Raw genomic sequence first — 21,878 nt, 5'->3', positions numbered from 1 at the left:
TCATGGCCTCTCACCCTTATCCTCCCATCAAGCATCTGGAAAAAACCTTCCAAGTCGCTTTTCTAGGTGGCAGCTATCGGTCTGCGATCGGCAGGACACACCGTATCGCCATCGAGATGGATCATCGTTTCAAGCTGGTAGCAGGCTGCTTCAGCCGCAGCGCCGAACGCAACAGCGAGAGCGCAGATGCCTATGGAATCGACACCTCGCGCCTGTACCCCTCCCTCGCACAGATGCTGGAAAGCGAGAAAGGTCGAATCGATGCCGTTTTGATCCTGACCCCTACGGACCAGCACAAGGACGACGTACTCGCCTGCTTCGCCGCAGGATTGCCCGTTATTTGCGAAAAGTCCCTGGCCACCTCTACTGCCGACGCCAATGCGATCAGGCTAGCCCAGGAAAAGCACAACGGCTTCCTGGCCGTCACTTACAACTACTCGGGATACCCGATGGTTCGTGAGCTCAGGCAGAAAATCGCATCAGGCGAACTAGGTCGAATCCTGCAGATACAGTGTGAAATGCCTCAGGAATCGTTCATCAGCCTGGATGCTGCAGGGGCCCCAAAGACTCCTCAGGCCTGGCGACTGCATGACGGGAAAATTCCGACAGTGTCCCTTGATCTGGGAACACACCTGCACTCCCTTGTGTACTTTCTTACGGCGCAGCATCCCTTACGAGTCGTCGCCCAATCCAGCAGCCTGGGCAACTTCTCGCAAGTCATCGATACCGTGTCCTGCCTGATCCGCTACTCGGCTGATATCGACTGTACGTTCTGGTACAGCAAAGCTGCGCTTGGCCAGCGTAATGGACTGAAAGTGCGGGTCTTCGGCGAGAAAGGCTCTGCCGAGTGGCTGCAGGAAACTCCCGAAATGCTCATTACCGCAGACAATCGCGGTAATCGGTGCATTCTCGATAGAGCCAGCGGGAATATCGAGGAAGCGAACGAAGATCGTTATACCCGCTTCAAGGCAGGCCACCCTGCCGGCTTCATCGAAGCGTTTGCCAACTACTATCAAGATGTCGCGGACGCACTGGGAGACCATATCAAGCAGCAAGGTCAGCCCAATCCCTATGTATTCGGAATAGATGAAGCCAGCGAAGGACTCCTGCTATTTGAAGCCGTTCAAACCTCCGCTCAAGAACAGCGCTGGGTCGACCTACCATGAACATGGCCATAGACGATTACGACCCGGAGCCCTTGAGGCGGAGGGCGATTCAGTTCCATGAACTGCTCTGCGCCAAAGGGACGGCAAAGTCATACATCTTCGGCCGGAACTTGTATGCAAATGCTGTCCTGAAGAGGTTTTCCATCGACGGTATCATCGATGATTACACTCAAGAGACCTCCTACCATGGCATTCCTGTCGTCCGCAGCGACAGTCTGGAGGCAGGTGATATCGTACTGGTCGCATCCGGTGGCAAACCTTTCACTGCAAGGGCCATCGTTGAGAAAAGCGGTGCAATCCAACTGGACTACTTTGCCTTCCAGAAGCATGCGGCACCTGATCTCCCGGAGTTGGTCTTCAACGAAGGCTACGAGAAGGAACTCTACACCAACCGAAAGCGCTTCGAAGCCATCTATGAAAAGCTGGAGGATGAGGAGTCGAAAGACCTTTTCGAACGCCTGGTCAACTTCAGACTGACCCAAGACCTGCAATTTCTTGAAGGCCTGCGTGACAAACAGGATCAGCAGTACTTCGAAGATTTCCTGGCGCTTAAACAGGCCGGGGAGACTTTTCTGGACGTAGGCTCGTTCGATGGATTCACCAGCCTGGAGTTTGCCCGGCGCTGCCCACAATACGCCGGGATTCTTGCGTTTGAACCCGAGCCGGAGAACTACGCCGTCTGCCGTCAGGCATTCTCCGGACTCCGGCAGGCAGAAGTATTTCCATTCGGCCTATCGGATACAGCAGAAACGCTGAGCATGGATGTCGCTGGATCGGGATCTGCCATTTCGAACACAGGCAGCACCAGCATCCGAGTTGAAAGACTCGATGACATGCTGCCGGCGCATATACACCCCACCCTCATAAAGATCGATACCGAAGGGGCCGAACTCCAGGCACTCAACGGTGCCAGGAAGACTATCCGCACTCATGCTCCCCGACTGGCAGTGAGTGTCTATCACAGGGCTGGCGACTTCTGGAAAATCCCTGAAGAAATCCTGTCGATCAGTTCATCCTACAAGGTCTATCTGAGACACTACACCGAATCCATTTACGAGACCGTCATGTTCTTCATTCCTACCCACGAACCTGTGCGGTAAAGCCAATTCCTGGCGACAACACCACATATAGATACGCTTTCCGGAACCAAGGTGCGACAAGTGTCCAATATTCCTTTTCTTGATCTCAAGGCACTGAACGGTCGCTTCAAAGATGACTTCCTCGCAGCCACTTCTCGCGTGTTGGAGCGCGGCTGGTTCATCCAGGGTGAAGAGGTTCGTCTCTTCGAGCAGGAGTTCGCCGACTACTGCGGTACACGCCATGGTATTGGCGTAGGTAATGGCCTGGATGCCATTGCACTCGTCTTGCGGAGCCTGCTCGAACTACAACGCCTCGCCCCCGGCGATGAAGTGCTCGTCCCAGGCAATACTTTCATTGCGACCGCACTGGCCGTCACTGGAACCGGACTGGCATTGAAACTGGTCGAGCCTGAAACGGAGCGTTTCAACCTTGATCCTGATGCGGTGGAACGCGCCATAGGGCCGCATACACGCGCCATTCTTGCCGTTCATCTGTACGGACGTCTCGCAGATATGGAGCGACTGCGTGAGATTGCCCGCAGGCACGAGCTGTTGCTCATCGAAGATGCCGCCCAGGCACACGGTGCCAGCCTAAATGGCAGAAAAGCCGGAAACTGGGGAGTCGCAGCCGCTTTCAGCCTGTTTCCTGGCAAGCCCCTGGGCGCATTGGGAGATGCCGGTATCATCACAACCGACGATGACGAACTGGCCGAATGCCTGCGCTCTTTGCGCAACTATGGCTCGCGGGTCAAATACCTGCACGAGCGCGTTGGAGTGAACTCACGACTCGACGAACTACAGGCGGCTTTTCTCAGGATAAAGCTGCGTGCACTGGACACTGATAACAGCGAGCGTGATGTGATCGCCCGACGCTATTGCGAGGAAATCCGCAATCCTCGCCTGCAACTCCCTTCATTACCGCAGAGCGGCGAAACACACGCCTGGCACCTGTTCGTCATCCGTTGCGAACAACGTGATCGTCTGCGCGATCATTTATTAGCGAATGGTATCGAAACCCTGATCCACTACCCTCTACCCATTCACCGACAGCCTGCCTATGAAACACTTTCGTCCCTCGAACTTCCCATCACGGAAGCCCTGAGCGAAAGCGTATTGAGCCTGCCAATATACCCGGGGCTGTCCCCCAACGACTGTGATTCCATCATTGCAGCCTGTAATGCATTTTCCGGCTGAATGAACGACTGACCTGCACGGAGTCATAAGATGTCTTTGCAAAACTGCCGCATCGTAGACCTCCCCAAGATAGAAGACCCTAGGGGCAGCCTCACTTTCATAGAAGGAGGCCAGCACATACCGTTCGATATCAAACGTATCTACTACCTCTACGATGTACCCGGCGGCTCCCATCGCGGAGGACATGCGCACAAGGAACTGCATCAGTTGCTTATCGCGATGTCAGGGAGCTTCGATATTCTGCTGGACGACGGAAAGGAGAAGGTCAAGTACCACATGAACCGCTCTTATTACGGGTTGTATATCCCGTCGATGATCTGGCGAGAAATCGACAACTTCTCGAGTGGATCGGTGTGCATGGTCCTTGCCTCGGAGCATTTCAGCGAGGACGACTACTATCGTGACTACGGGGACTTCATGAAAGGCATCGACAGGTAGCCATTCAGAACCGCGCCCCTCCTGCACATGCGAGCAGCCTCTAACCGGATACTTCCAATGTTTGACTCCGAAAGCAACCGCAATACATCGGCATACCCTCTGGTCAGCGTATGCATGAACTCCTACAAGCACGAACGCTATGTCAGCGAGGCCATCGACTCAGTGCTGGCACAAGACTATCCGAACATTGAGTTGGTCATCGTAGACGACGCCTCCCCTGACAACACAGCAGCAATTGTCCAAGAATACTCCACACGTCACCCAGAGCGGATCAGGGCAACCCTGCTGAAGGAAAACGAAGGGCCATCACGAGCAGGCAATAGGGCATACGCAGCCGCCAGGGGCGAATACATTGCCTTTCTAGGCTCCGATGATCGTATGCTACCGGGCAGAATCAGCCGCCAAGTCAGCTTCCTACAAGAACACCCAGGGCATATCGTTGTATTTTCGAGTGTTGCGATTATCGACGGCGAGGGTAAACGGTCAACGGATGCCAAGTATTTGGAGAACAGTTTCAATCAACCGATCACCCATCTGCGCCAACATCTTCTGAAGGGTAACTTCCTGAACGCTCCATCCGCGCTGCTGCGCAGAAAAGACCTGATCGAATCCGGCGGAAGCTCGCCCCTGCTTAAATATGTACAAGACTACGACCTCTGGGGGCGCTTACTGCTACGAGGCGAACTCGCTAAACTAGATGAAGTACTGACCGAGTACCGCGTCCATGGACAGAATCTAAGCATCTCGGACTCCAAGGGCCCAACCTTTGCTGCACGTTGCGAAACCGTCTCCGTGATCGTCAACATGGCCCAGCAATGGTCTCTGGAAAGCATCTTCGAGCGTCCGATCCTGTCGCCAGCGGATGAGGTGTCTGCAACGCTGGAACTGGTCGAGATACTCAAGGACGCGGATCGCCGCTACTTCGGCGAAGCATCCCTTGCCAGTGCCCTGGCTTATCAATTGATCATAAAGACCAGTTGGATAGACCCCATTGCCTGCCAAGCAGCGAAAGATGCTCTGGAAGCATTCATGCAAGGCGCACCGGCCAAGCGTTTTCAAACCAGCTTCAAATTTCTCAACAGAAGATTCAAAGTACTCATATCCAGTAGTCCCAGAAAGCGGAAGCGACCTGCCCCCTAAAAACAGGTGCACGGTAGACGAATTGATCTTGCCCACCTCCAGTGGCCCCCGTTAAGGATGGTCTGAAGTAGCCATGTGTTTCCGGAGGTCGCAATAGGAATGGCCTGATTCCAGGCCCAGAGGCACGCTTCGTGCCCCCATAGCCCTCATGTGAAACGAAGGCTGGCCGCTGGTTCAGTGGATTGAGCCTCGTTGCGTCGCGCAGTATCGAAGGAAAACCTGGTTTTTAGAGGTGCCCAATAGAAATCATGCACCCTTCCCAACTCCCCAAGAAAAGCCGAAGCGCAGCAACGAGCGCAGCGTCTTCGAGTTCCAAGCCGAGAGCGGCAGTCTTCCGAGAGTGCTCCAATAAAGCGCTTTATCCGCCCGAGCGAGTTTCAGCAACGTGGAGTTAATATAGCGTGCACGAGCTTTTTCATATAAAGGGTGATCAGAGAACTCGCTATAAGTCCTCAAGACATTTTCGACCATAAATCGCTTATTTTTGCTGGTATTAGTATCATGCATACGATAACGCACCAACACATCATCAATGGTGTCGATGTAATAGCCTGCCTGGGCAATTTTCAGCGCAACCAAAAGATCTTCCAGTGGGATTTCAGGATCAAATCCACCTACAGTTGCCAGAGCTTCTCGCCGAAACAAAAGGGTCGGCGCAAAGGGCGGAGACTCCATCAAGGCTTTCTCAAAGTCCATTCTATCTGCAGGTGCCCGTCGCTGCTTTGGAGCAAGCTCTCCCCGCGAATTGATTACCTCGACATTGCCAGCACAAATACCCACTTCAGGCTTGCCTTGCATATAAGCCACCTGCTTTGCCAAGCGCTCTGGCAGCATGATGTCATCTGAGCCGAAAGGTGCGATCAATGCTCCTTTGCTACGCGCAATGGCCGCATTCAGGGTTCGCGGCAACCCTTGGTTAGCTTGGCGAATGAAATCGAACGGGCGAGCCTGGCACAGACGTTCAATGCGCTCGACGCTATCGTCGCTAGAACCATCATCGATGACCAATAACTCTACGGAAGGGTAAGTTTGATCAAGAACACTGTTCAAGCAATCTTCTATATAAGCTCCGTGATTATAGGATGCCACAATTACCGAAACCAGTGGTTGCTGACTCATGCCTTACCCCTACGGACCAATAAACGCCACAGTGCTCGAAGTGTCTTGAGATTCCACTCAGAAACAGGCAGCTGACGCAAGAGACGAGCAGCCAATTCATTATTTCGCCCTGCCACCTTCAGCAGCATAGAGTTTAAATATTGACTTCTCGCCTTAGCGTATGTTGAATGAGAAGAAAAACACGCTAATGTTGCCAGCATGGCCTCAACCATGAACTCATAATTCTTATAAGTATTAAAGTCATGCATACGGTAATCGGCAAAAACATCCTCCAAAACATCGATACTGTAACCGTGATGAGTTATTTTCAACTCAATATATACATCTTCCAAGCGAATAGCCGGGTCAAATCCTCCCACAGTCTCCAACGCTTCCCGACGAAACAATAACGTTGGAGCTGGCGCCCCCGCTTTCCGATTAAGAAAGACATCTTCAAAGTCTAGTCGCCTGGCTGGATGGAGGGACTGCCTAGCCATCGGCATCCCATGAGCATCTATATTACGAACATTACCAGCACAAATACCTACTTCTGGCTTATCCTGCAGATAAGCCACCTGCCGTTTCAGGCGATCTGGTCGCATAATGTCGTCAGAACCAAAAGGAGCGATAAAATCGCCTCTGGCGCGAGCGAGTGCCTCATTCAGGGTGCAAGATAATCCCTGGTTGCTCTGCACACGAAAATCGAAATCGTGCCGAGATTGTAATTGGCGGATACGCTCGACACTATCGTCGGTAGAGCCATCATCAATTACCAATAATTCGACATACGGATAACTTTGCGCCAGAACGCTTTCTATGCTCTGTTCAATATAGGCAGCATGATTATAGGAGGCGATAATCACCGTAACCAAAGGCTCTTTGCTTGCTTGCGGCACTAACTTTTCCTCATACCAAACAATGAACGCAACCATCCACCACGGATCGGCACAGTAGAAACGGGCCAAGGCTCTTGCAGAAGGCCTGCCAAGCGCTTCGCCAAATGCTCATGGCTAAGATTTTCAGAAACGAAACGCCTACCTTCTGTTGCCAGTCGCAGCTCCAATTCCGAATCATTTCGAAGGCGCGCCAATTGCTCGCGCAGCTCAATCAGAGAAGAATAAAGAAGAAGATGACGCCCATCCTCAAGACCAATTGCCGCCTCCTCTCTCCCTTGGCGCCATGCCAGAAGCACACACCCACAGGCCATCGCTTCGAAGTTCTTTGCCATATACTCATTGAATCCGATATCGGCACTGATGAAGTAACGAATACGGCTCAACATCTTTCGATAAGGCTCACCAGGCAAAGTACGTAAAAGCTGCAGCGAGTCTTCTGCGGCCAGCGTCTCCAGAAGTTTTTTTCGCTCAGCATATGCCGAGCTTGCAATACGCCCAATAAATCCAAGTTCAATATCCCGACCAAAACCATCGGGAAAAATAGTTCTAGGATCATAGCCCTTTGGAATAAAGTGAACATTGAATCCTTCCGTGCTCAAACGTTCAGCTACGTGATGACCAGTCACAACTATTCGCACATGAGGTAAAGCTTTATAAAACCGGCTAAAGCGCCCACACCACCTAGAGCTCCCCAAGTAATTCTGGCATGCATCCTCTTCATATATCAGAACGCCAGAAAGCCTCCTCAAGAAACGAGTTTGCCGGCAGATATGCTTGAAATTCAAATCGAACAAAACACGATCATAAATAGAGAAATCAATATGACCAATTGATTTATACAGATTTTTCTGCTTCAGCTTATCGAGCAGAACCAAATCCAAATCAAATTGCTTACCAAGAGACTCATAGACATACGAAAAATCTGGTTGCCGCTCAGCCGAACCAAGCACAAGAAGCTTCATTATCGCCTCCACGTAAACAAACGCAGAGCCTTGCGTGAATAAGAAAAATTGAAGAGCACACTCCAGTCACTGGTGATGGCTGCGCAAAAATACTGCCTAGCCTGCTCGGTATCCCCCATCAAATAAGCCGAACGAAACAACGAAAGACAACGCTGCACATGAAACGCTTGGCGCAATCCCTGCAAACTATCGGGCAAACGCCGAAACACTTCATCGACCAGTTGCGTCCCCACTGCACGACCATGCCCGGTGTGATGGCGCAAGCTGTCACCGTGCTTGTAGATCAGTGCCAGCACCGCATCGATGCGAGAAACCGGATAACGCGCCAGCACTTGTGCGAACACGGGGATGTCCTCCGAGTTGCGAAAGTGCTCCGGGTAATTGCCGCTGCTGAATACGTCCCGGTGCATGGCGCAGGCGCCGTTGGAAATCGCCAGGCGCTTGTCCAGCAGATAAGCCCGGACACGCGCCATCGGTTCATCTGGAACCGGATCCGCGGCATGGGATCGACGTCGACCATCCTCGAAGACAGATACGTGCCCGCCAATAACCATCCTGGTCTCGGGATGCGCCGCGATATGCACCTGTAAGGCTTGCAGGGCACCACCGGCCATCTGGTCATCGGCGTCGAGAAACACCAGCCACTCTCCGCGCGCCTCGGCGATACCAAGGTTGCGCACGGAAGCGAGTCCGCCATTCTCCTTGCGGATCGAACGAAAACGCTCTGGATAGCCGAGCTTCAGCGCATCAATCACATCGGGTGTTGCATCGCTGGAACCGTCATCGATGATCAACAGCTCGCTGTTTTCGTCGAGCTGCCCCAGCACCGACTGTGCCGCGCGCGCCAGTGTCGACGCATAGTTATAGGCTGGAATCACCACGGTGATCAGGGGCTGTTGCGGCACTTGCGAATCGCTCATCGGGCTTTCCATAACGAGGAACTGGACACAGACCGCAGCCCTGGCAGGGCTACGGTCACAGGCAACCGGTTTCTACACCAGGGTATCGGACGCTGCGTCCTTCACCACCAACACATCCTCCATGATCAGATACTGCAGGTCCGAACCGTAGAACATATCCAGCGCATCGGTGGGCGAGCAGATCATCGGTTCGCCGCGACGGTTCAGGGAGGTGTTGAGGGACACGCCGTTGCCGGTGAGCTTCTCCAGCTCCAGCATCAGGTCGTACCAGCGCGGATTGTACTGGCGCTCCAGCACCTGGGCGCGGGAGGTGCCATCTTCGTGGACGACTTCGCTGACGCGGGCCTTCCACTCATCGTTGACCTCGAAGGTGAAGGTCATGAACGGGCTCGGGTGATCGACCTTGAGCATCTGCGCCGCCACGGTGTCGAGCATCGACGGGCAGAAAGGCCTCCAGCGCTCTCGGAACTTGATCTGCTCGTTGATGCGGTTGGCCACGCCCGGCACGCTCGGGCAACCAATGATGGAGCGACCGCCGAGGGCACGCGGCCCGAACTCCATGCGGCCCTGGAACCAGGCCACCGGGTTGCCGTCGACCATGATCTGCGCGATGCGCTGCGGTACGTCGTCGACCTTCTGCCACTGTGGCTGGTTCGGATGGCGGGCACAGGCGGCGATCACATCCTCGTTGCTGTAGCTCGGACCGAGGTAGACGTGCTCCATCTTCTCCACCGGCACGCCGCGCTGGTGAGAGACGTAGGCCGCTGCACCGACGGCGGTACCAGCATCGCCGGAAGCCGGCTGCACGAACAGTTCCTTCACCTCCGGCCGGGCGATGATTTTCTGGTTGAGCTTGACGTTCAGCGCACAGCCGCCAGCGAAGGCGATCTTGCCGGTTTCCTTGATGATGTCACCGAGGTAGTAATCCATCATCTGCAGCGCCAGCTTTTCGAACAGCGCCTGCATGCTGGCCGCATAGTGGATATAGGGGTCGTCGGCGATATCGCCTTCGCGCTTCGGCCCCAGCCACTCGATCAGCTTCGGCGAGAAGTAGTAGCCCTTGCCCTTTTCCTTGTAGCGACGGAAGCCGATGACGTTGGCGTAGTCGGTGTTGATGGTCAGCTCGCCGTTCTCGAAGGTGGCCAGACGCGCGAAGTCATACTTGGCCGCATCGCCATAGGGCGCCATGCCCATGACCTTGAACTCGCCATCGAGCATCTCGAAACCGAGGTACTCGGTGATGGCGCCGTAGAGGCCACCGAGGGAGTCAGGGTCGTAGAACTCCTTGATCTTGTGGATCTTGCCGTTCTCGCCGTAGCCGAAGAATGTGGTGGCATACTCGCCCTTGCCGTCGATGCCGAGGATCGCCGTCTTTTCCTTGAAGCCCGAGCAGTGGTAGGCGCTGGCGGCATGGGCCAGGTGGTGTTCGACCGATTCGATCTTGACCTTCTTCAGGTCGAAGCCCAGTTGTTGCAGGCACCACTGGATGCGTTTCTTGTAGCGGTTATAGCGGCGGTTGCCGAACAGGATAGCGTCCAGCGCACGGTCCGGTGCGTACCAGTAGCGCTTGGCATAGTGCCAGCGCGCCTTCTCGAAAATGCTGATGGGGGCGAAGGGAATCGTCACCACGTCGACATCCGACGGCTTGATGCCGGCCTGTTCCAGACAGAATTTGGCGGACTCGTAGGGCATGCGGTTCTTGGCATGCTTGTCGCGCACGAAACGCTCCTCTTCAGCGGCGGCGATCAGTTTGCCGTCGATGTACAGGGCTGCGGAGGGGTCGTGGCTGAGGGCGCCGGATAGGCCGAGGATGGTCAATGACACGGGTAAAGCCTCTTAAAAAGCGGCTGCAGGCTTCAAGCGGCAAGCTTCAAGCGACAGCGATCGTGTTCGTTCAGTCAGCCCTGGGGCTTCGTACTTCCAGCCTCAAGCCTGTGGCTTGAAGCTGCTGTTCGGTAATCGTCGATCGAGCAACAGGTGCAATGCCGAATCGTCCGGCCAGTTGCGCAGCAGGCGGGCGCGGTCGCGCGCGAATGCCTGCTGGAAACTGCGTTCGTCCCGGTGCTGGCGGGCAGCGTCCAGATCGATCAGCAACCATTCGCCATTGCCCCACAACAGGTTGGTACCTTTCAGGTCGCCATGGCTGATGCGCTCGCGCAGCATGGCCTGCAGCAACCGCTCCAGCGCTTGCAGTTCCGCTTCGGGCGGACTGCCGTCGAGGTAAGGCTCGAAGCGCGTGATTATATCCTCGCCGCCGGCATATTCGGTAATCAGATAGCTGCGCCCGCGCAGGCCCAGGGTGCGTTTTTCCAGCAGAGCCAGTGGCCTCGGCGTGGCGATACCGAGAAAGTTGAGTCGATTGCCCTCGACCCAGCTGTGCCAGGCCCGTGTCGGGCGCCAGAAGCGCTTCAGCCAATGGGCGAAACCCTTGATGTTGTAGCGTTTGATCACCAGCGCTCGTCCGGCCGACTCGACACGGGCCACGGTGGAGCTGCCTCCCCGTTTGAGCGGGCGACCATTGTCGACGAAGGTGTCGGGGGCCTCCAGCAGGGCCGCCAGCGACGGCTCCTCCTCACGCCTCACGACACGCAGACGCGAGTGGCTGCGCTCGGCGCTGAACAGGCTGCAATCACGGCCCAGTTTGCCCAGGTAATCCCGTAGGCGCCTGGCGCGTGCCTGGGCGATCCGTCCCTCCAGGGCCTCCATCGGTAGCGCATGGGCGCTGTTGACCAGGATGTAATGCACCAGCAGTTCTTCGATGAAGGGGTCGAGGGACGACGGCAACTGGGCGAAGAACAGCCCCAGGTTCTCCAGTACGCGCTCCCGGGAAAGCGGCTCGCCGGCATGCTCGACCTGTACGCCACCACCATCGATGAGGAACAACTGCCCCTCATGACGCAGCAAGTTGTCCAGATGCAGGTCGGATTGCCAGAGCCCACGCGCATGCATCCTGGCCATCTGCTCCAGCGCAGCCCCCAGCACCGCCTGCTGCGCGTCCGACAGCAGCGGCGCATCGGCCACCGCGCACCAGGCGTCCCACAGGCTTTCGGCGCCGTCGAGGTAGTCGAACAGCAACCAACCGCCTTCGCCCGCCTGGTAGCCATCAGCCAACAGCTCAGGCGTGACCAGTGCCTGCCGCGCCAAGGCCAGCGCACCGTCACGCTCACGGGCGAAATGCCGCTCGGCACGCCCGCCCACCATCAGCTTGGCCAGCACCGCCCGCCCCTGCCATTGAGCCAGTCCGACATAGCGCTGCCCTGGCAAGACCCGCAGCCAGCGTTGCAGTTGCAGGGTGTGGCTCCCCAGGTCGATGGTCAGCGGCAAGGACGGCGAGCGCCCGGCCTGGCAGAGCGCGGAAAGCTTCATCAGCGGTTCCCTTTGTCGGCCTGGCGCCTGGCCAGGCGTATCAGCCAATCGTCGATACGGGCATCGCCAGCAGCGACATCCAGGTAGGTGGCCAGCAATTGTCGAACGCAAGCCTCATCCCAGACCTCTGCGCGGCGCACCAGCGTTTCGATATCCGCGACCCGCTCCAGACGAATGGGCAACAGAGGCCGGGTTTTCTCGAGGTCGATCAGGCAGGCCTGCATGCCCGCATCGCTCGCCTGCAGAAAGATATGCTTGGGATAAATGCAGGAATGCTTCTGCCCCTGAGCATGCAGGGTGCGCAGCAGTCGACCGCAGGCTTCGATGATCGAGGCGCGCTCGTCTTCGGCCAGTGTCGGCCAATCGAGCAGGTAATGGTGCAAGTCCTGCCAGCCATCCAGCGCGGCGGTCAGCAGCATGGCCTGCCGCTCTCCCCGTACCTTGCGCTCGCCGAAAAAGGCCGCGTGCAACGTGGGAATACCACGTCGTCGATACAGCTGGATATTCCGGAACTCACGGGCCAGTGTCGCCTCCCCCTTCAGCGGGTGGTGCAACGTTCGTGTCAGGTAGTTGGTCTGCCGCTTCAGAAAGTAGCTGCGCTCGCCAATGCACACACGATAGACCGTACTGATACCGTCACCGCGCACATTGGGTTCATCGACAGGAACCAGAGCCAGGTTCCACAACGCGTCAAAACTGTCCAATCCCTGTTCATGAAGCAGTGGGGCATCCTCCGGCGCCACGAAATCTCTCATTCTCTCCCCTCGAAATAACCCAGGACCTTGCGGATCAAGGCCTTGTCATCGCCCGACAGGCGCTGACGTTCACAATAGTCCAGATAGAAAGCCAGGCGTTGGGTACGGGACAGCCGGTACTTGGCCACCTTGTCCAGGCAGGCCAGGTCCTTGACGATCCGGTGGCGCAGAAACGGGCCATACCAGAAGCCACCGGACGGGCAGTCGATAAGAAACAACTCGCCCGCACCATTGACCAGCAGGTTGCGCCACTTCAGGTCGTTATGGACGAAGTGATGACCGTGCAGGATACGTGTCGCACGCGCCAATTGCTGGCTGACACGGCGCACCCAGGCCGGGTCGGCCAGGCGCTCGTCGCGACGGCTGGCAATCTCGGCCAGGTCGATGGTGTCCGGCACCTCCAGGGTGATCATCGCGCCACGCCGGAAGAAGCCCAGGCAGCGCTCCATCCCCCAGGCCACCACGGGCGCCACGGCGATACCCCAGCGTGCGAAATGTTGCAGATTCTGCCACTCGGCCTTGACCCGTGGACGCCCGAAGTAGCGCCGCAAGCCTTTGCCACCGCCCCAGTAGCGTTTGACGTAGAAACGCTGGCCGCCAAGGGTGACACGGATCACTTCCGACAGCGGATCGCTGGTGATGCGCTCGCCTTCCAGCGCGAATACCGCTTCCAAGCTGGAAAACGCTTCTGCGGCCTGGGCATTACCAGTCACCACACGCCAGTGGGTCATGGACGCGCACCCGGTGCGTACTTGCGTTCGTAACGGGCCAGCAGGCGCTGCGCTTTCGCGTCCATCCAGCCCAGCAGGCGGGCCTCGTCGCGCAATGCCTCGCGCAACGGTCGCTGGAAATAGGTCCGGAGAAAACGCAGCTTGTCCCGCCGTGTCAGGCCGATGCCCAGGGCCGAAAAATACAGCCCGGCCAGGTCCTTGTCGCGCCAGCGACGCGGCACACGAGCACGCACCTGCGCCCGGTGCAGGTCGATCACAGACAGGTGCAACTCATCGGCGCTGACGGGCCTGTCCGTATGCAACAGAAAGTGGCAGATATAGCAGTCACGGTGATTGACGCCTGCCCGGTGCATCGCCCCCAGCATCTGCGCCACGCGCTCGATCAGCGCCCATTTCAGGCGAGGCTCAGGAGGGTTCGCCAGCCAATCCTGGGAGAACTGCTCCAGGTCGACGGTCGGCGCCAGCTCCTCGGTGACGATAAAGGAATGCTGCGCCGCCGGATTGTTGCCACGCTCGCCATAGGCCACCGCGGTCATGGTCGGTACGCCGACTTCATGCAGGCGCTGGATGGCCCGCCATTCCTGGCCTGCACCCAGTACCGGAAAGCGTGCGCTGGCCAGGTTCTTGACGATCTCGCCCCAACCGATGCCACGGTGGATCTTGACGAAGTAACCCCGCCCATCGACCTCGGTGCGCAGGGTGCGCCGCCCCTCCAGTTCGCGATAGACCTGCCCCTGCAGCGCCTCGACCGCCTCGAAGGCATCACGTCCCGCCCACAGGCGCTTGAATGGCTCGGCCAGTATCAATTTCATCGTCACCCCCGCTCTGCCAGGATCACGTCTGCCGCGCGCTGCGGCATCGAGTACAGGTCCGCCTGCTCGGCGAACGCCAGGCCATTGGCGCTCCAGCGGGCACGGGCCGCGTCGTCGGCCAGCATCTCTGCCAGCAGCCCATCGAGACCTGCCTGTTCGAAGGGGCCGTGCAACACCCGGCCGGCGTCGGCATCCTCGATATAGTGGGCGTAGCCACAGACTTCGGTGACCAGCACCGGCAGCCCCGACACCAGCGCCTCCAGCAGCACGGTACCGGTGTTTTCGTTGTAAGCCGGATGGATCAGCAGGTCGGCGCCGAGCAGGAAGCGCGGAATGTCGCTGCGCCCCTTGAGGATGCTGACCTGCTCGGACAGCCCCAGTGCCTTGGTCTGCAACAGGAAGGCGCGCGGATCATCCTGACCGATGGCGATCAACCGGGTACGCACTTTCAACTCACGAGGCAGCGCGGCCAAGGCCTTCAGGCTGCGATCCAGGCCCTTGGTCTTGAAGCCGGAACCAATCTGCACCAGCAGCAGGTCGTCGTCTGCCAGGCCGAACTCCTGGCGGAACGCGGTGCGGATCTCGGCCGCATTGGCCGGCGCACGCCGATCCGGCGCGATGCCCGGCGGCAGCAGGTGGAAGCGCTCCAGCGGCGTCCCGTAATGCTTGATGAACAGCGGCTGCTGCACCTCGGAGATCATCAGGATCTCGGTGCCGGATGCCGGCGAAAACACCGCGCGCTCGTACTCGGCAAAATGTTTGTAGCGCCCCCAGCGCTTGTAGAGCGGGTTACGCAGGGTTTGCGCCTTGTCCTCGTAGCAGCCATCGGCGGCGTAGTAGACATCCAGGCCCGGCATCTTGTTGAAACCGACCACCCGCTCCACCGGGTCACGCGCCAGATCGGCCTGCACCCAGGTGGTGAATTTCTCGTTGCGCCAGTGGTTGAACAGCGCCTTCACCGGCGCCACCCGCACGTCGAACCCAGCCGGCACCTCGCCTTCCCAGATCGGCGTGTAGACGCGAATGGCATGCCCGCGTGCCTGGCACTCCAGGGCGATGCGCAGGAAATCCCGCTGCAAGCCGCCGAAGGGAAAATATTTGTAGAGGACGAACGCCAGGGTCATGGGGCCAGATACCCTTCACGGGCAAGCCCGCGCCTGTAGGGGGGAAAGAAAGTAATGAAGCCGGCGTTCATCGCACTGCCTCATCGGCCAACAATGACTGCAACGCCGTAGCGACCTGCTCCACGCCCAGGCCATCGAAGCAAGGTTTCTTCCGATCGCCGCTGCCTGCGTTCGGCCCACTGGCACACAGGTGCACTTGCCCGCGGCCATAAGCACCGACCCTACCCGGCAGGGTCGGGCCATAGAGGGAAATGGACGGGACATCCAGCGCCGCCGCCAAGTGCCCCAGGCCAGTATCCACCGCGACACAGGCGCGCGCGCCGGCGATCACCCCGGCCACTCCGGCCAGGTTCAGCCTGGGCAACACCTCGACCCGTTCCAGGCCGGCGGCGATCCGTTCGGCACGGGCTTTCTCGGCCGCGTTGCCCCAGGGTAGGCGTACCGCCCAGCCCTGCTGCGCCATGCGCTCGGCCAGGGCGCGCCAGTCGGCCTCCGGCCAATGCTTGCTGGCCCAGGTCGTGCCGTGCAGAAACAACAGATAAGGCTCGCCAGTGGGAATCTCCAGGCGATCTCGGTCCAACCCGTAGTCGGCCTGGGTCGTCGGCAGCACATAACCGAGAGCCTGGGCGAACAACTGGCGCACGCGCTCCAGCGCATGCTGCTCGCGGGGAACGTTGTAGCGTCGGTCATAGAAGCGTGCCGCCAGCGGCTCGCGCGCCGAAGCGGCGTCCAGCCCGGCCACCGGCGCCTGGATATAACGGGTCAACCAGGCACTCTTGAGCAAGCCCTGGGCATCGATCACCAGGTCGTAGCGCTGCGCCCGCAGGCGCGCCTTGAAGGCTCGCCACTCGCCGTTGCGCCAGGTATCGAAGGGGTGTTTGCGCCAGCGGCGGATCGCCACCGGGATCACCTCGCCGACGGCGGGATGCCAGGCGGGAATCTCGGCGAAGCCCTCTTCCACCACCCAGTCGAAACGGATACCGGGAATGGCGCGCTGGGCGTCGGTCAACGCCGGCAAGGTATGGACGACGTCCCCCAGGGAGGACGTCTTGACCAGCAGTACGCGCATGTTCAGCCCTCGACCGTTTGCGGCCCGAGGCGGTCCAGCGCCTGCGCCACCGCCTGCGGTTTCAACTCGCGCATGCAGTTGTTATGGCCATAGCGACAGGTGCGCTCGAAACAGGGGCTGCACTCCAGCCCCAGGCGCACCACTTCCACCTCTTCCGCCAGCGGCGGCGTGAAAGCCGGCGAGGTCGAACCATAGACGGCCACCAGTGGCCGTTGCAGGGCCGCGGCGACATGCATCAACCCGGAGTCGTTGGAAACCACGGCGGCAGCACAGGACAAGAGGTCGATGGCCTCGGCCAGAGAGGTCTCCCCGGCCAGGTTGGTCACCTCTTCGCGCAAGCCCGGAATCAGCCGCTCGCGAATCGACTCACCCACCGGATGGTCGTTCTTCGAGCCGAACAACCAGACCTGCCAGCCTTCACGCACGCGCCCTTCGGCGACCTCGGCGAAATACTCGGCCGGCCAGCGCTTGGACTCGCCGAACTCGGCGCCCGGGCACAGCGCCAGCACCGGACGATCCAGCGTCAGGCCAAACCGTGCCAGCGCCGCTTCGCGACTGGCTGGCTCGATCCGCAGATGCGGGTTCGGGTAAGGCTTCGGCAGCTCGGCACCTGGCTCGAAGGCCAGCGCCATGAAGCGCTCGATCATCAGCGGATAGCGCTGTTTGTCGAGCGTGCGCAGGTCGTTCAGCAGGCCGTAGCGCATCTCGCCCTTCCAGCCGGTACGCAGCGGAATACGGGCAAAGAACGGCACCAGCGCCGACTTCAGCGAGTTGGGCAACAGGATCGCCTGGTCGTACTGGCCACGCAGCCCCCGGCCGACCTTGCGCCGGGTGGCCAGGTCCAGCACGCCATGGCCGAGGGGAAAGCTCAGCGCCTGCCGTACTTCCGGCATGCGTTCGAGAATGGGTCGACTCCACTCGGGTGCCAGCACGTCGATCTGGCAGTCGGGGTGGCGCTGCTTGAGGCAGACGAACAGCGTCTGCGCCATCACCATGTCGCCTACCCAGCTGGGGCCGATAATCAGAATATTCATAGAGCAGCTACAAGCTGCAAGCCTCAAGCGGCAAGCAGAAGCGGTGCGAACCACTTGCAACCTGCCGCTTGGCGCTTGCCGCTTATTTCACCGGCGTACGCCAATCGCCATGGACATCGGTCTTGCCGGTGACCAGGTCGAAATAGGCTTTTTGCAGCTTCTCGGTGACCGGACCACGGCGGCCGATGCCGATCTGGCGGCCATCGACTTCTCGAATCGGCGTGACCTCAGCGGCGGTGCCAGTGAAGAAGGCCTCGTCGGCGATATACACCTCGTCGCGGGTGATGCGCTTCTCGACCACGTCGATGCCCAGCTCTTTGGCCAGGGTCAGCACGGTGGCGCGGGTGATGCCGTTCAGGCAGGAGGTCACTTCCGGGGTGTAGACCACGCCGTTCTTGACCAGGAAGATGTTCTCGCCCGAACCCTCGGCAACGTAGCCCTCCGGGTCCAGCAACATGGCTTCGTCGGCGCCGCCGGATACCGCTTCCTGCAACGCCAGCATCGAGTTGATGTAGTTGCCGTTGGCCTTGGCGCGGGTCATGGCGATGTTGACGTGGTGGCGAGTGAAGGAGCTGGTGCGCACCTTGATGCCGTTCTGCAGCGCTTCGTCGCCCATGTAGGCGCCCCAGTGCCAGGCGGCGACGATCACGTGCACCTTCAGGCTGTCGGCGCGGATGCCCATGCCTTCGGAACCGTAGAACGCCATCGGGCGGATATAGGCGCTGTCCAGGCCGTTCTCGCGCACGGCGGCACGGGTCGCCTCGTTGATCTCTTCCTTGGTGTAGGGAATCTTCATGCCCATGATGTGGGCAGAGTCGAACAGGCGGTCGGTGTGCGCCTGCAGACGGAACACGGCGGTGCCGGTCGGGGTCTGGTAGGCGCGCACGCCTTCGAACACGCCCATGCCGTAGTGCAGGGTATGGGTCAGTACATGGGTGGTCGCATCGCGCCACTGCACCAGTTCGCCGTCATACCAGATCACGCCATCACGATCGGACATCGACATCGTTGCCAGCTCCTCAAGAATTCGCTTTTGGTTGAGTCCAGACGCAGGCCACGAGCTTCATCAGTCGAGCCCCAGGTGACGCCACAGGCGCATCACCGCCAGGCGTTCGTCATGGAATTGCTCCCCACTCACCACTCCGGGCAGTTTCTGCAGTGATTGCCGGTGCGCCGCCGCGCGGTAGGCCTTGTAGGCATCCTGCAGCAGCCGCACCTCATCGCCAGTCATCAGCCCGGCCTGCTCCAACCCATCGAGAATGCGGATGTTATCGGTGTAGCGCAGCAGCTCCGGATGCCGGTGCGACCACGCCAGGGCCGCGTATTGCACCATAAATTCGATATCCACGATACCTCCAGCATCCTGCTTGAGGTTGAAGGGCACGGCGGGATCGAAGGCGTTCTCACCCGTGCCGGCATGGCTGCTGCGCGTACCGAGGTTGTCGCGCATCTTCGCGCGCATCTCGCTGACTTCCTGGCGCAGCACCGCCAGGTCACGCTCGCGCCCGAGCACTTGCCCGCGAATGCGCTCGAATGCCGCCCCGACCTGCAGGCAACCGACCAGCACCCGCGCACGCACCAGCGCCTGGTGCTCCCAGGTCCAGGCCTCGTCGCCCTGATAGCGTTCGAACGCCGCCAGCGAGCAGACCAGCAGCCCCGACGCACCGGATGGGCGCAGGCGCATATCGACTTCGTAGAGCTGCCCGGAGGTGGTCTGGGTGGTCAGCATATGGATGATGCGCTGCCCCAGCCGGGTGAAGAACTGCGCGCCGTCGATGGGCTTGAGGCCATCGGTCTCGGCATTCGGGTCGCCATCGTGGAGGAACACAAGGTCGAGGTCGGAGCCGTGCCCCAGCTCGATGCCACCGACCTTGCCATAGCCGACGATGATAAAGGCCGGATCGCACAGACTGCCGTCGGCCCGCTTCGGCTGGCCATGCCGTGCCACGGTATGCCGCCAGGCCAACGCCAGCACCTGTTCGAGAATCGCCTCGGCCAGCCAGGTCAGGTAGTCGCTGACCTTCATCAGCGGCAAGGTGCCGGCGATCTCGGACGCCGCGCCGCGCAGGCGGTGCGCCAGCTTGAAGTGACGCAGCGCCTCCATCTGTTGTTCCAGGTCATCCTCGGGAATGCGTGCCAGCCGCTCACGCAATTCGGAAGCCAGCTCCGGTGCCTGCGGCGGCGTGTAGAGACGCCCGGCGTTCAGCAGTTCGTCAAGCAGCAGCGGGTAGCGGGCGATCTGCTCGGCGATCCACGGACTGGCCGCGCACAGCTCCAGCAAACGCTGCAAGGCCCGAGGGTTTTCCGTCAGCAGCAGCAGATAGGCGGAGCGACGCGCCACGGCCTCCACCAGCGGCAACACGCGCTCCAGCACCAGGTCCGGATTGTCCTGCTCGACCACCTGCGCCAGCAGGCGTGGAATAAAGGCATCCAGCCGCTCGCGGCCGATGCGCTGCATGGTGCGCACCTGGCTGGCCTTGCGCAGGTCGGCCAGGCGCCGGCAGGCTGCCAGGCCATCGACGAAGCCGGCGTCCTGCAACTGACGGCTGGCGGACTCCTCGTCCCAGGCGTCCTCCCACAGCGGCGACCATTCACCGGCCCCCAGCAGTTCGCCGTCGGCATCCTCGTCTTCATCCGGGTCGGCGATCACCTGGCGGAAGTGCCAGTCGACCCGGCCGCGCCAGTACAGCAGTTGCTCGTGGAACGCCGTCCAGTTCTCGAAACCGAGCATGAAGGCCAGGCGCGCGCAATCGGTGTCGTTGTCCGGCAGCATCTGCGTCTGGCGGTCGGCGATGGCCTGCAAGCCATGCTCGACATAACGCAGAAACTCATAACCCTCGCGTAGCTCCGTCACCGCCTCACCCGGCATATAGCCCTGCCCTTCCAGGGTCGCCAGCACCTTGAGCAGCGGCCGCTGCTGCAGGCTCAGATCGCGCCCGCCGTGGATCAACTGGAAGGCCTGGGCGATGAACTCCACCTCGCGGATACCGCCAGCGCCCAGCTTGATATTGGCCGCCATGCCCTTGCGCCGCACTTCCTGCTGGATCAGTTGCTTCATGCTGCGCAGCGCTTCGATGGCGGAAAAGTCCAGGTAGCGCCGGTAGACGAAGGGCTGCAGCATTTTCAGCAACTCCTTGCCGGCCTGCTGGTCGCCGCCGACCACCCGCGCCTTGATCATCGCGTAGCGCTCCCAGTCGCGCCCCTGGTCCTGGTAATACAGTTCCAGCGCATTGAAGCTGTAGACCAGCGGCCCGGCCGAGCCGTAGGGACGCAGGCGCATGTCGACACGGAAGACGAAACCGTCGACGGTGATCGCATCCAGCGCCTTGATCAGCTTCTGCCCCAGGCGAACGAAGAACTCCTGGTTGTCCAGCGAACGCTTGGCGCCCTCGGTCTCGCCGCTCTCCGGGTAGCCGAAGATCAGGTCGATGTCCGAGGACAGGTTGAGCTCATGGGCACCCAGCTTGCCCATGCCGAGGATCACCAGATGCTGAGGCTTGCCGGTGCGGTAGCCGATCGGCGTGCCGTACTGCTGGCACTGGCGCTCGTAGAGCCAGTGGTAGGCCAGGTCGATACAGGCATCAGCCATGTCGGAGAGGTCGCGGCAGGTTTGCGCAAGGTCCGCCTGGCGCGTCAGGTCGCGCCAGATGATGCGCACCTGATGACGGTTGCGATAGCGGCGCAGCAGCACCGCCAGCGCGTTCTCGTCCGTACAGTCGGCGATGCGCTCGGCCAGTTGGGCTCGTAGCTCACCGACTGCCAGGGGGCGCTCCAGCAAACCCTCGTCGGCCAGTTGCACCAGCAATTGCGCATCCCGCCCGACCTGTTCGGCAACGAAGTCGCTGGCGGCACAGACGTGCGCGAAAGCCTCGCGTCGCGCATCAGGCCAGTTCGTCCAGTCGCCACCCGCGGCAAGGAACGCATCCTTCGCACGCTGGACAAAAGGTTCAAGTGAAACGGGCAAACTGACCAGCGATGGCAGGCTCATAAGTATCCTTATCGCGATAATCCGGGCGGTGAACCCCTTGTCCCGGGACCGCGCACGGGAGTCATCGCAAGGGTTTCACGACTAAAGTTATTGGCGGGGGGCTGAT

The 21,878-nt window shown here is 59.7% G+C and carries 19 protein-coding genes; 5 read left to right on the top strand and 14 right to left on the bottom strand.

Annotated features, from left to right (window positions below):
- Positions 1-2: 2 nt before the first annotated feature.
- From HW090_RS13520 to HW090_RS13500, 5 genes are read left to right on the top strand one after another with little or no spacing between them, the layout of a single operon-like run.
- Entirely contained in the window at positions 3-1,166 is a 1,164-nt protein-coding gene (locus tag HW090_RS13520; RefSeq protein ID WP_179114005.1) for a Gfo/Idh/MocA family protein, read from the top strand.
- Positions 1,163-2,266, top strand: a complete 1,104-nt coding sequence (locus HW090_RS13515) for an FkbM family methyltransferase (protein ID WP_179114004.1) — start codon at positions 1,163-1,165, stop codon at positions 2,264-2,266. Before HW090_RS13520 ends, HW090_RS13515 begins: the two co-directional genes overlap by 4 nt.
- A 60-nt stretch (positions 2,267-2,326) precedes the next feature.
- Positions 2,327-3,439 (top strand): DegT/DnrJ/EryC1/StrS aminotransferase family protein, encoded by a 1,113-nt coding sequence (locus HW090_RS13510; RefSeq protein WP_218673539.1) that lies wholly within the window; start codon positions 2,327-2,329, stop codon positions 3,437-3,439.
- A 30-nt stretch (positions 3,440-3,469) separates the two neighbouring features.
- Positions 3,470-3,877, top strand: a complete 408-nt coding sequence (locus tag HW090_RS13505) for an FdtA/QdtA family cupin domain-containing protein (protein WP_179114002.1) — start codon at positions 3,470-3,472, stop codon at positions 3,875-3,877.
- Between the two features lie 57 nt (positions 3,878-3,934).
- Positions 3,935-5,017 (top strand): glycosyltransferase, encoded by a 1,083-nt coding sequence (locus HW090_RS13500; RefSeq protein ID WP_179114001.1) that lies wholly within the window; start codon positions 3,935-3,937, stop codon positions 5,015-5,017.
- A gap of 246 nt (positions 5,018-5,263) precedes the next feature.
- Here the strand turns inward: HW090_RS13500 and HW090_RS13495 are convergent, their stop codons facing one another.
- From HW090_RS13495 to glnE, 14 genes are all read right to left on the bottom strand, one after another.
- Positions 5,264-6,136, bottom strand: a complete 873-nt coding sequence (locus tag HW090_RS13495) for a glycosyltransferase (RefSeq protein WP_179114000.1) — start codon at positions 6,134-6,136, stop codon at positions 5,264-5,266.
- Positions 6,133-7,011 carry a glycosyltransferase gene (locus tag HW090_RS13490; RefSeq protein WP_256930672.1) on the bottom strand — a complete coding sequence of 293 codons (879 nt, stop codon included), beginning with the start codon at positions 7,009-7,011 and terminating at the stop codon, positions 6,133-6,135. Before HW090_RS13490 ends, HW090_RS13495 begins: the two co-directional genes overlap by 4 nt.
- Positions 7,011-7,973 (bottom strand): glycosyltransferase, encoded by a 963-nt coding sequence (locus HW090_RS13485; RefSeq protein ID WP_179113999.1) that lies wholly within the window; start codon positions 7,971-7,973, stop codon positions 7,011-7,013. The genes HW090_RS13490 and HW090_RS13485 overlap by 1 nt, the downstream gene beginning before the upstream one ends.
- Positions 7,973-8,893: a glycosyltransferase family A protein gene (locus tag HW090_RS13480; RefSeq protein WP_179113998.1), complete on the bottom strand. Its 921-nt coding sequence runs from the start codon at positions 8,891-8,893 to the stop codon at positions 7,973-7,975. Before HW090_RS13480 ends, HW090_RS13485 begins: the two co-directional genes overlap by 1 nt.
- 72 nt (positions 8,894-8,965) lie before the next feature.
- Entirely contained in the window at positions 8,966-10,717 is a 1,752-nt protein-coding gene (locus tag HW090_RS13475) for a carbamoyltransferase (protein WP_179113997.1), read from the bottom strand.
- A 102-nt stretch (positions 10,718-10,819) separates the two neighbouring features.
- A complete protein-coding gene (locus tag HW090_RS13470; protein ID WP_179113996.1) occupies positions 10,820-12,259 on the bottom strand; it encodes a lipopolysaccharide kinase InaA family protein in 1,440 nt (479 codons plus the stop codon).
- Positions 12,259-13,014, bottom strand: a complete 756-nt coding sequence (locus HW090_RS13465; protein ID WP_179113995.1) for a lipopolysaccharide kinase InaA family protein — start codon at positions 13,012-13,014, stop codon at positions 12,259-12,261. Before HW090_RS13465 ends, HW090_RS13470 begins: the two co-directional genes overlap by 1 nt.
- Complete coding sequence (locus tag HW090_RS13460; protein ID WP_179113994.1) at positions 13,011-13,745, bottom strand: lipopolysaccharide kinase InaA family protein; 735 nt, start codon at positions 13,743-13,745, stop codon at positions 13,011-13,013. The genes HW090_RS13465 and HW090_RS13460 overlap by 4 nt, the downstream gene beginning before the upstream one ends.
- Positions 13,742-14,557 (bottom strand): lipopolysaccharide core heptose(I) kinase RfaP, encoded by an 816-nt coding sequence (rfaP, locus tag HW090_RS13455; protein WP_179113993.1) that lies wholly within the window; start codon positions 14,555-14,557, stop codon positions 13,742-13,744. The genes HW090_RS13460 and rfaP overlap by 4 nt, the downstream gene beginning before the upstream one ends.
- 2 nt (positions 14,558-14,559) lie before the next feature.
- On the bottom strand, positions 14,560-15,681 hold the full coding sequence (locus HW090_RS13450) for a glycosyltransferase family 4 protein (protein ID WP_179113992.1): 1,122 nt from the start codon (positions 15,679-15,681) through the stop codon (positions 14,560-14,562).
- A 67-nt stretch (positions 15,682-15,748) separates the two neighbouring features.
- Complete coding sequence (waaC, locus tag HW090_RS13445; RefSeq protein ID WP_179113991.1) at positions 15,749-16,750, bottom strand: lipopolysaccharide heptosyltransferase I; 1,002 nt, start codon at positions 16,748-16,750, stop codon at positions 15,749-15,751.
- A gap of 2 nt (positions 16,751-16,752) precedes the next feature.
- Positions 16,753-17,784: a lipopolysaccharide heptosyltransferase II gene (waaF, locus tag HW090_RS13440; protein ID WP_179113990.1), complete on the bottom strand. Its 1,032-nt coding sequence runs from the start codon at positions 17,782-17,784 to the stop codon at positions 16,753-16,755.
- Positions 17,785-17,866: 82 nt separating this feature from the next.
- Positions 17,867-18,790 carry a branched-chain amino acid transaminase gene (locus tag HW090_RS13435; protein WP_179113989.1) on the bottom strand — a complete coding sequence of 308 codons (924 nt, stop codon included), beginning with the start codon at positions 18,788-18,790 and terminating at the stop codon, positions 17,867-17,869.
- 60 nt (positions 18,791-18,850) lie between these two features.
- The gene (glnE, locus tag HW090_RS13430) at positions 18,851-21,772 is read right to left on the bottom strand and encodes a bifunctional [glutamate--ammonia ligase]-adenylyl-L-tyrosine phosphorylase/[glutamate--ammonia-ligase] adenylyltransferase (RefSeq protein ID WP_179113988.1); all 2,922 of its coding nucleotides are present in this window, start codon (positions 21,770-21,772) and stop codon (positions 18,851-18,853) included.
- Positions 21,773-21,878: the final 106 nt, after the last annotated feature.

The organism is Pseudomonas sp. ABC1 (assembly GCF_013395055.1).
In the GTDB taxonomy this organism is placed as follows: domain Bacteria; phylum Pseudomonadota; class Gammaproteobacteria; order Pseudomonadales; family Pseudomonadaceae; genus Stutzerimonas.
The sequence above is the reverse complement of the archived record's forward strand: the minus strand, read 5'-3'. Positions and strand labels throughout refer to the sequence as shown.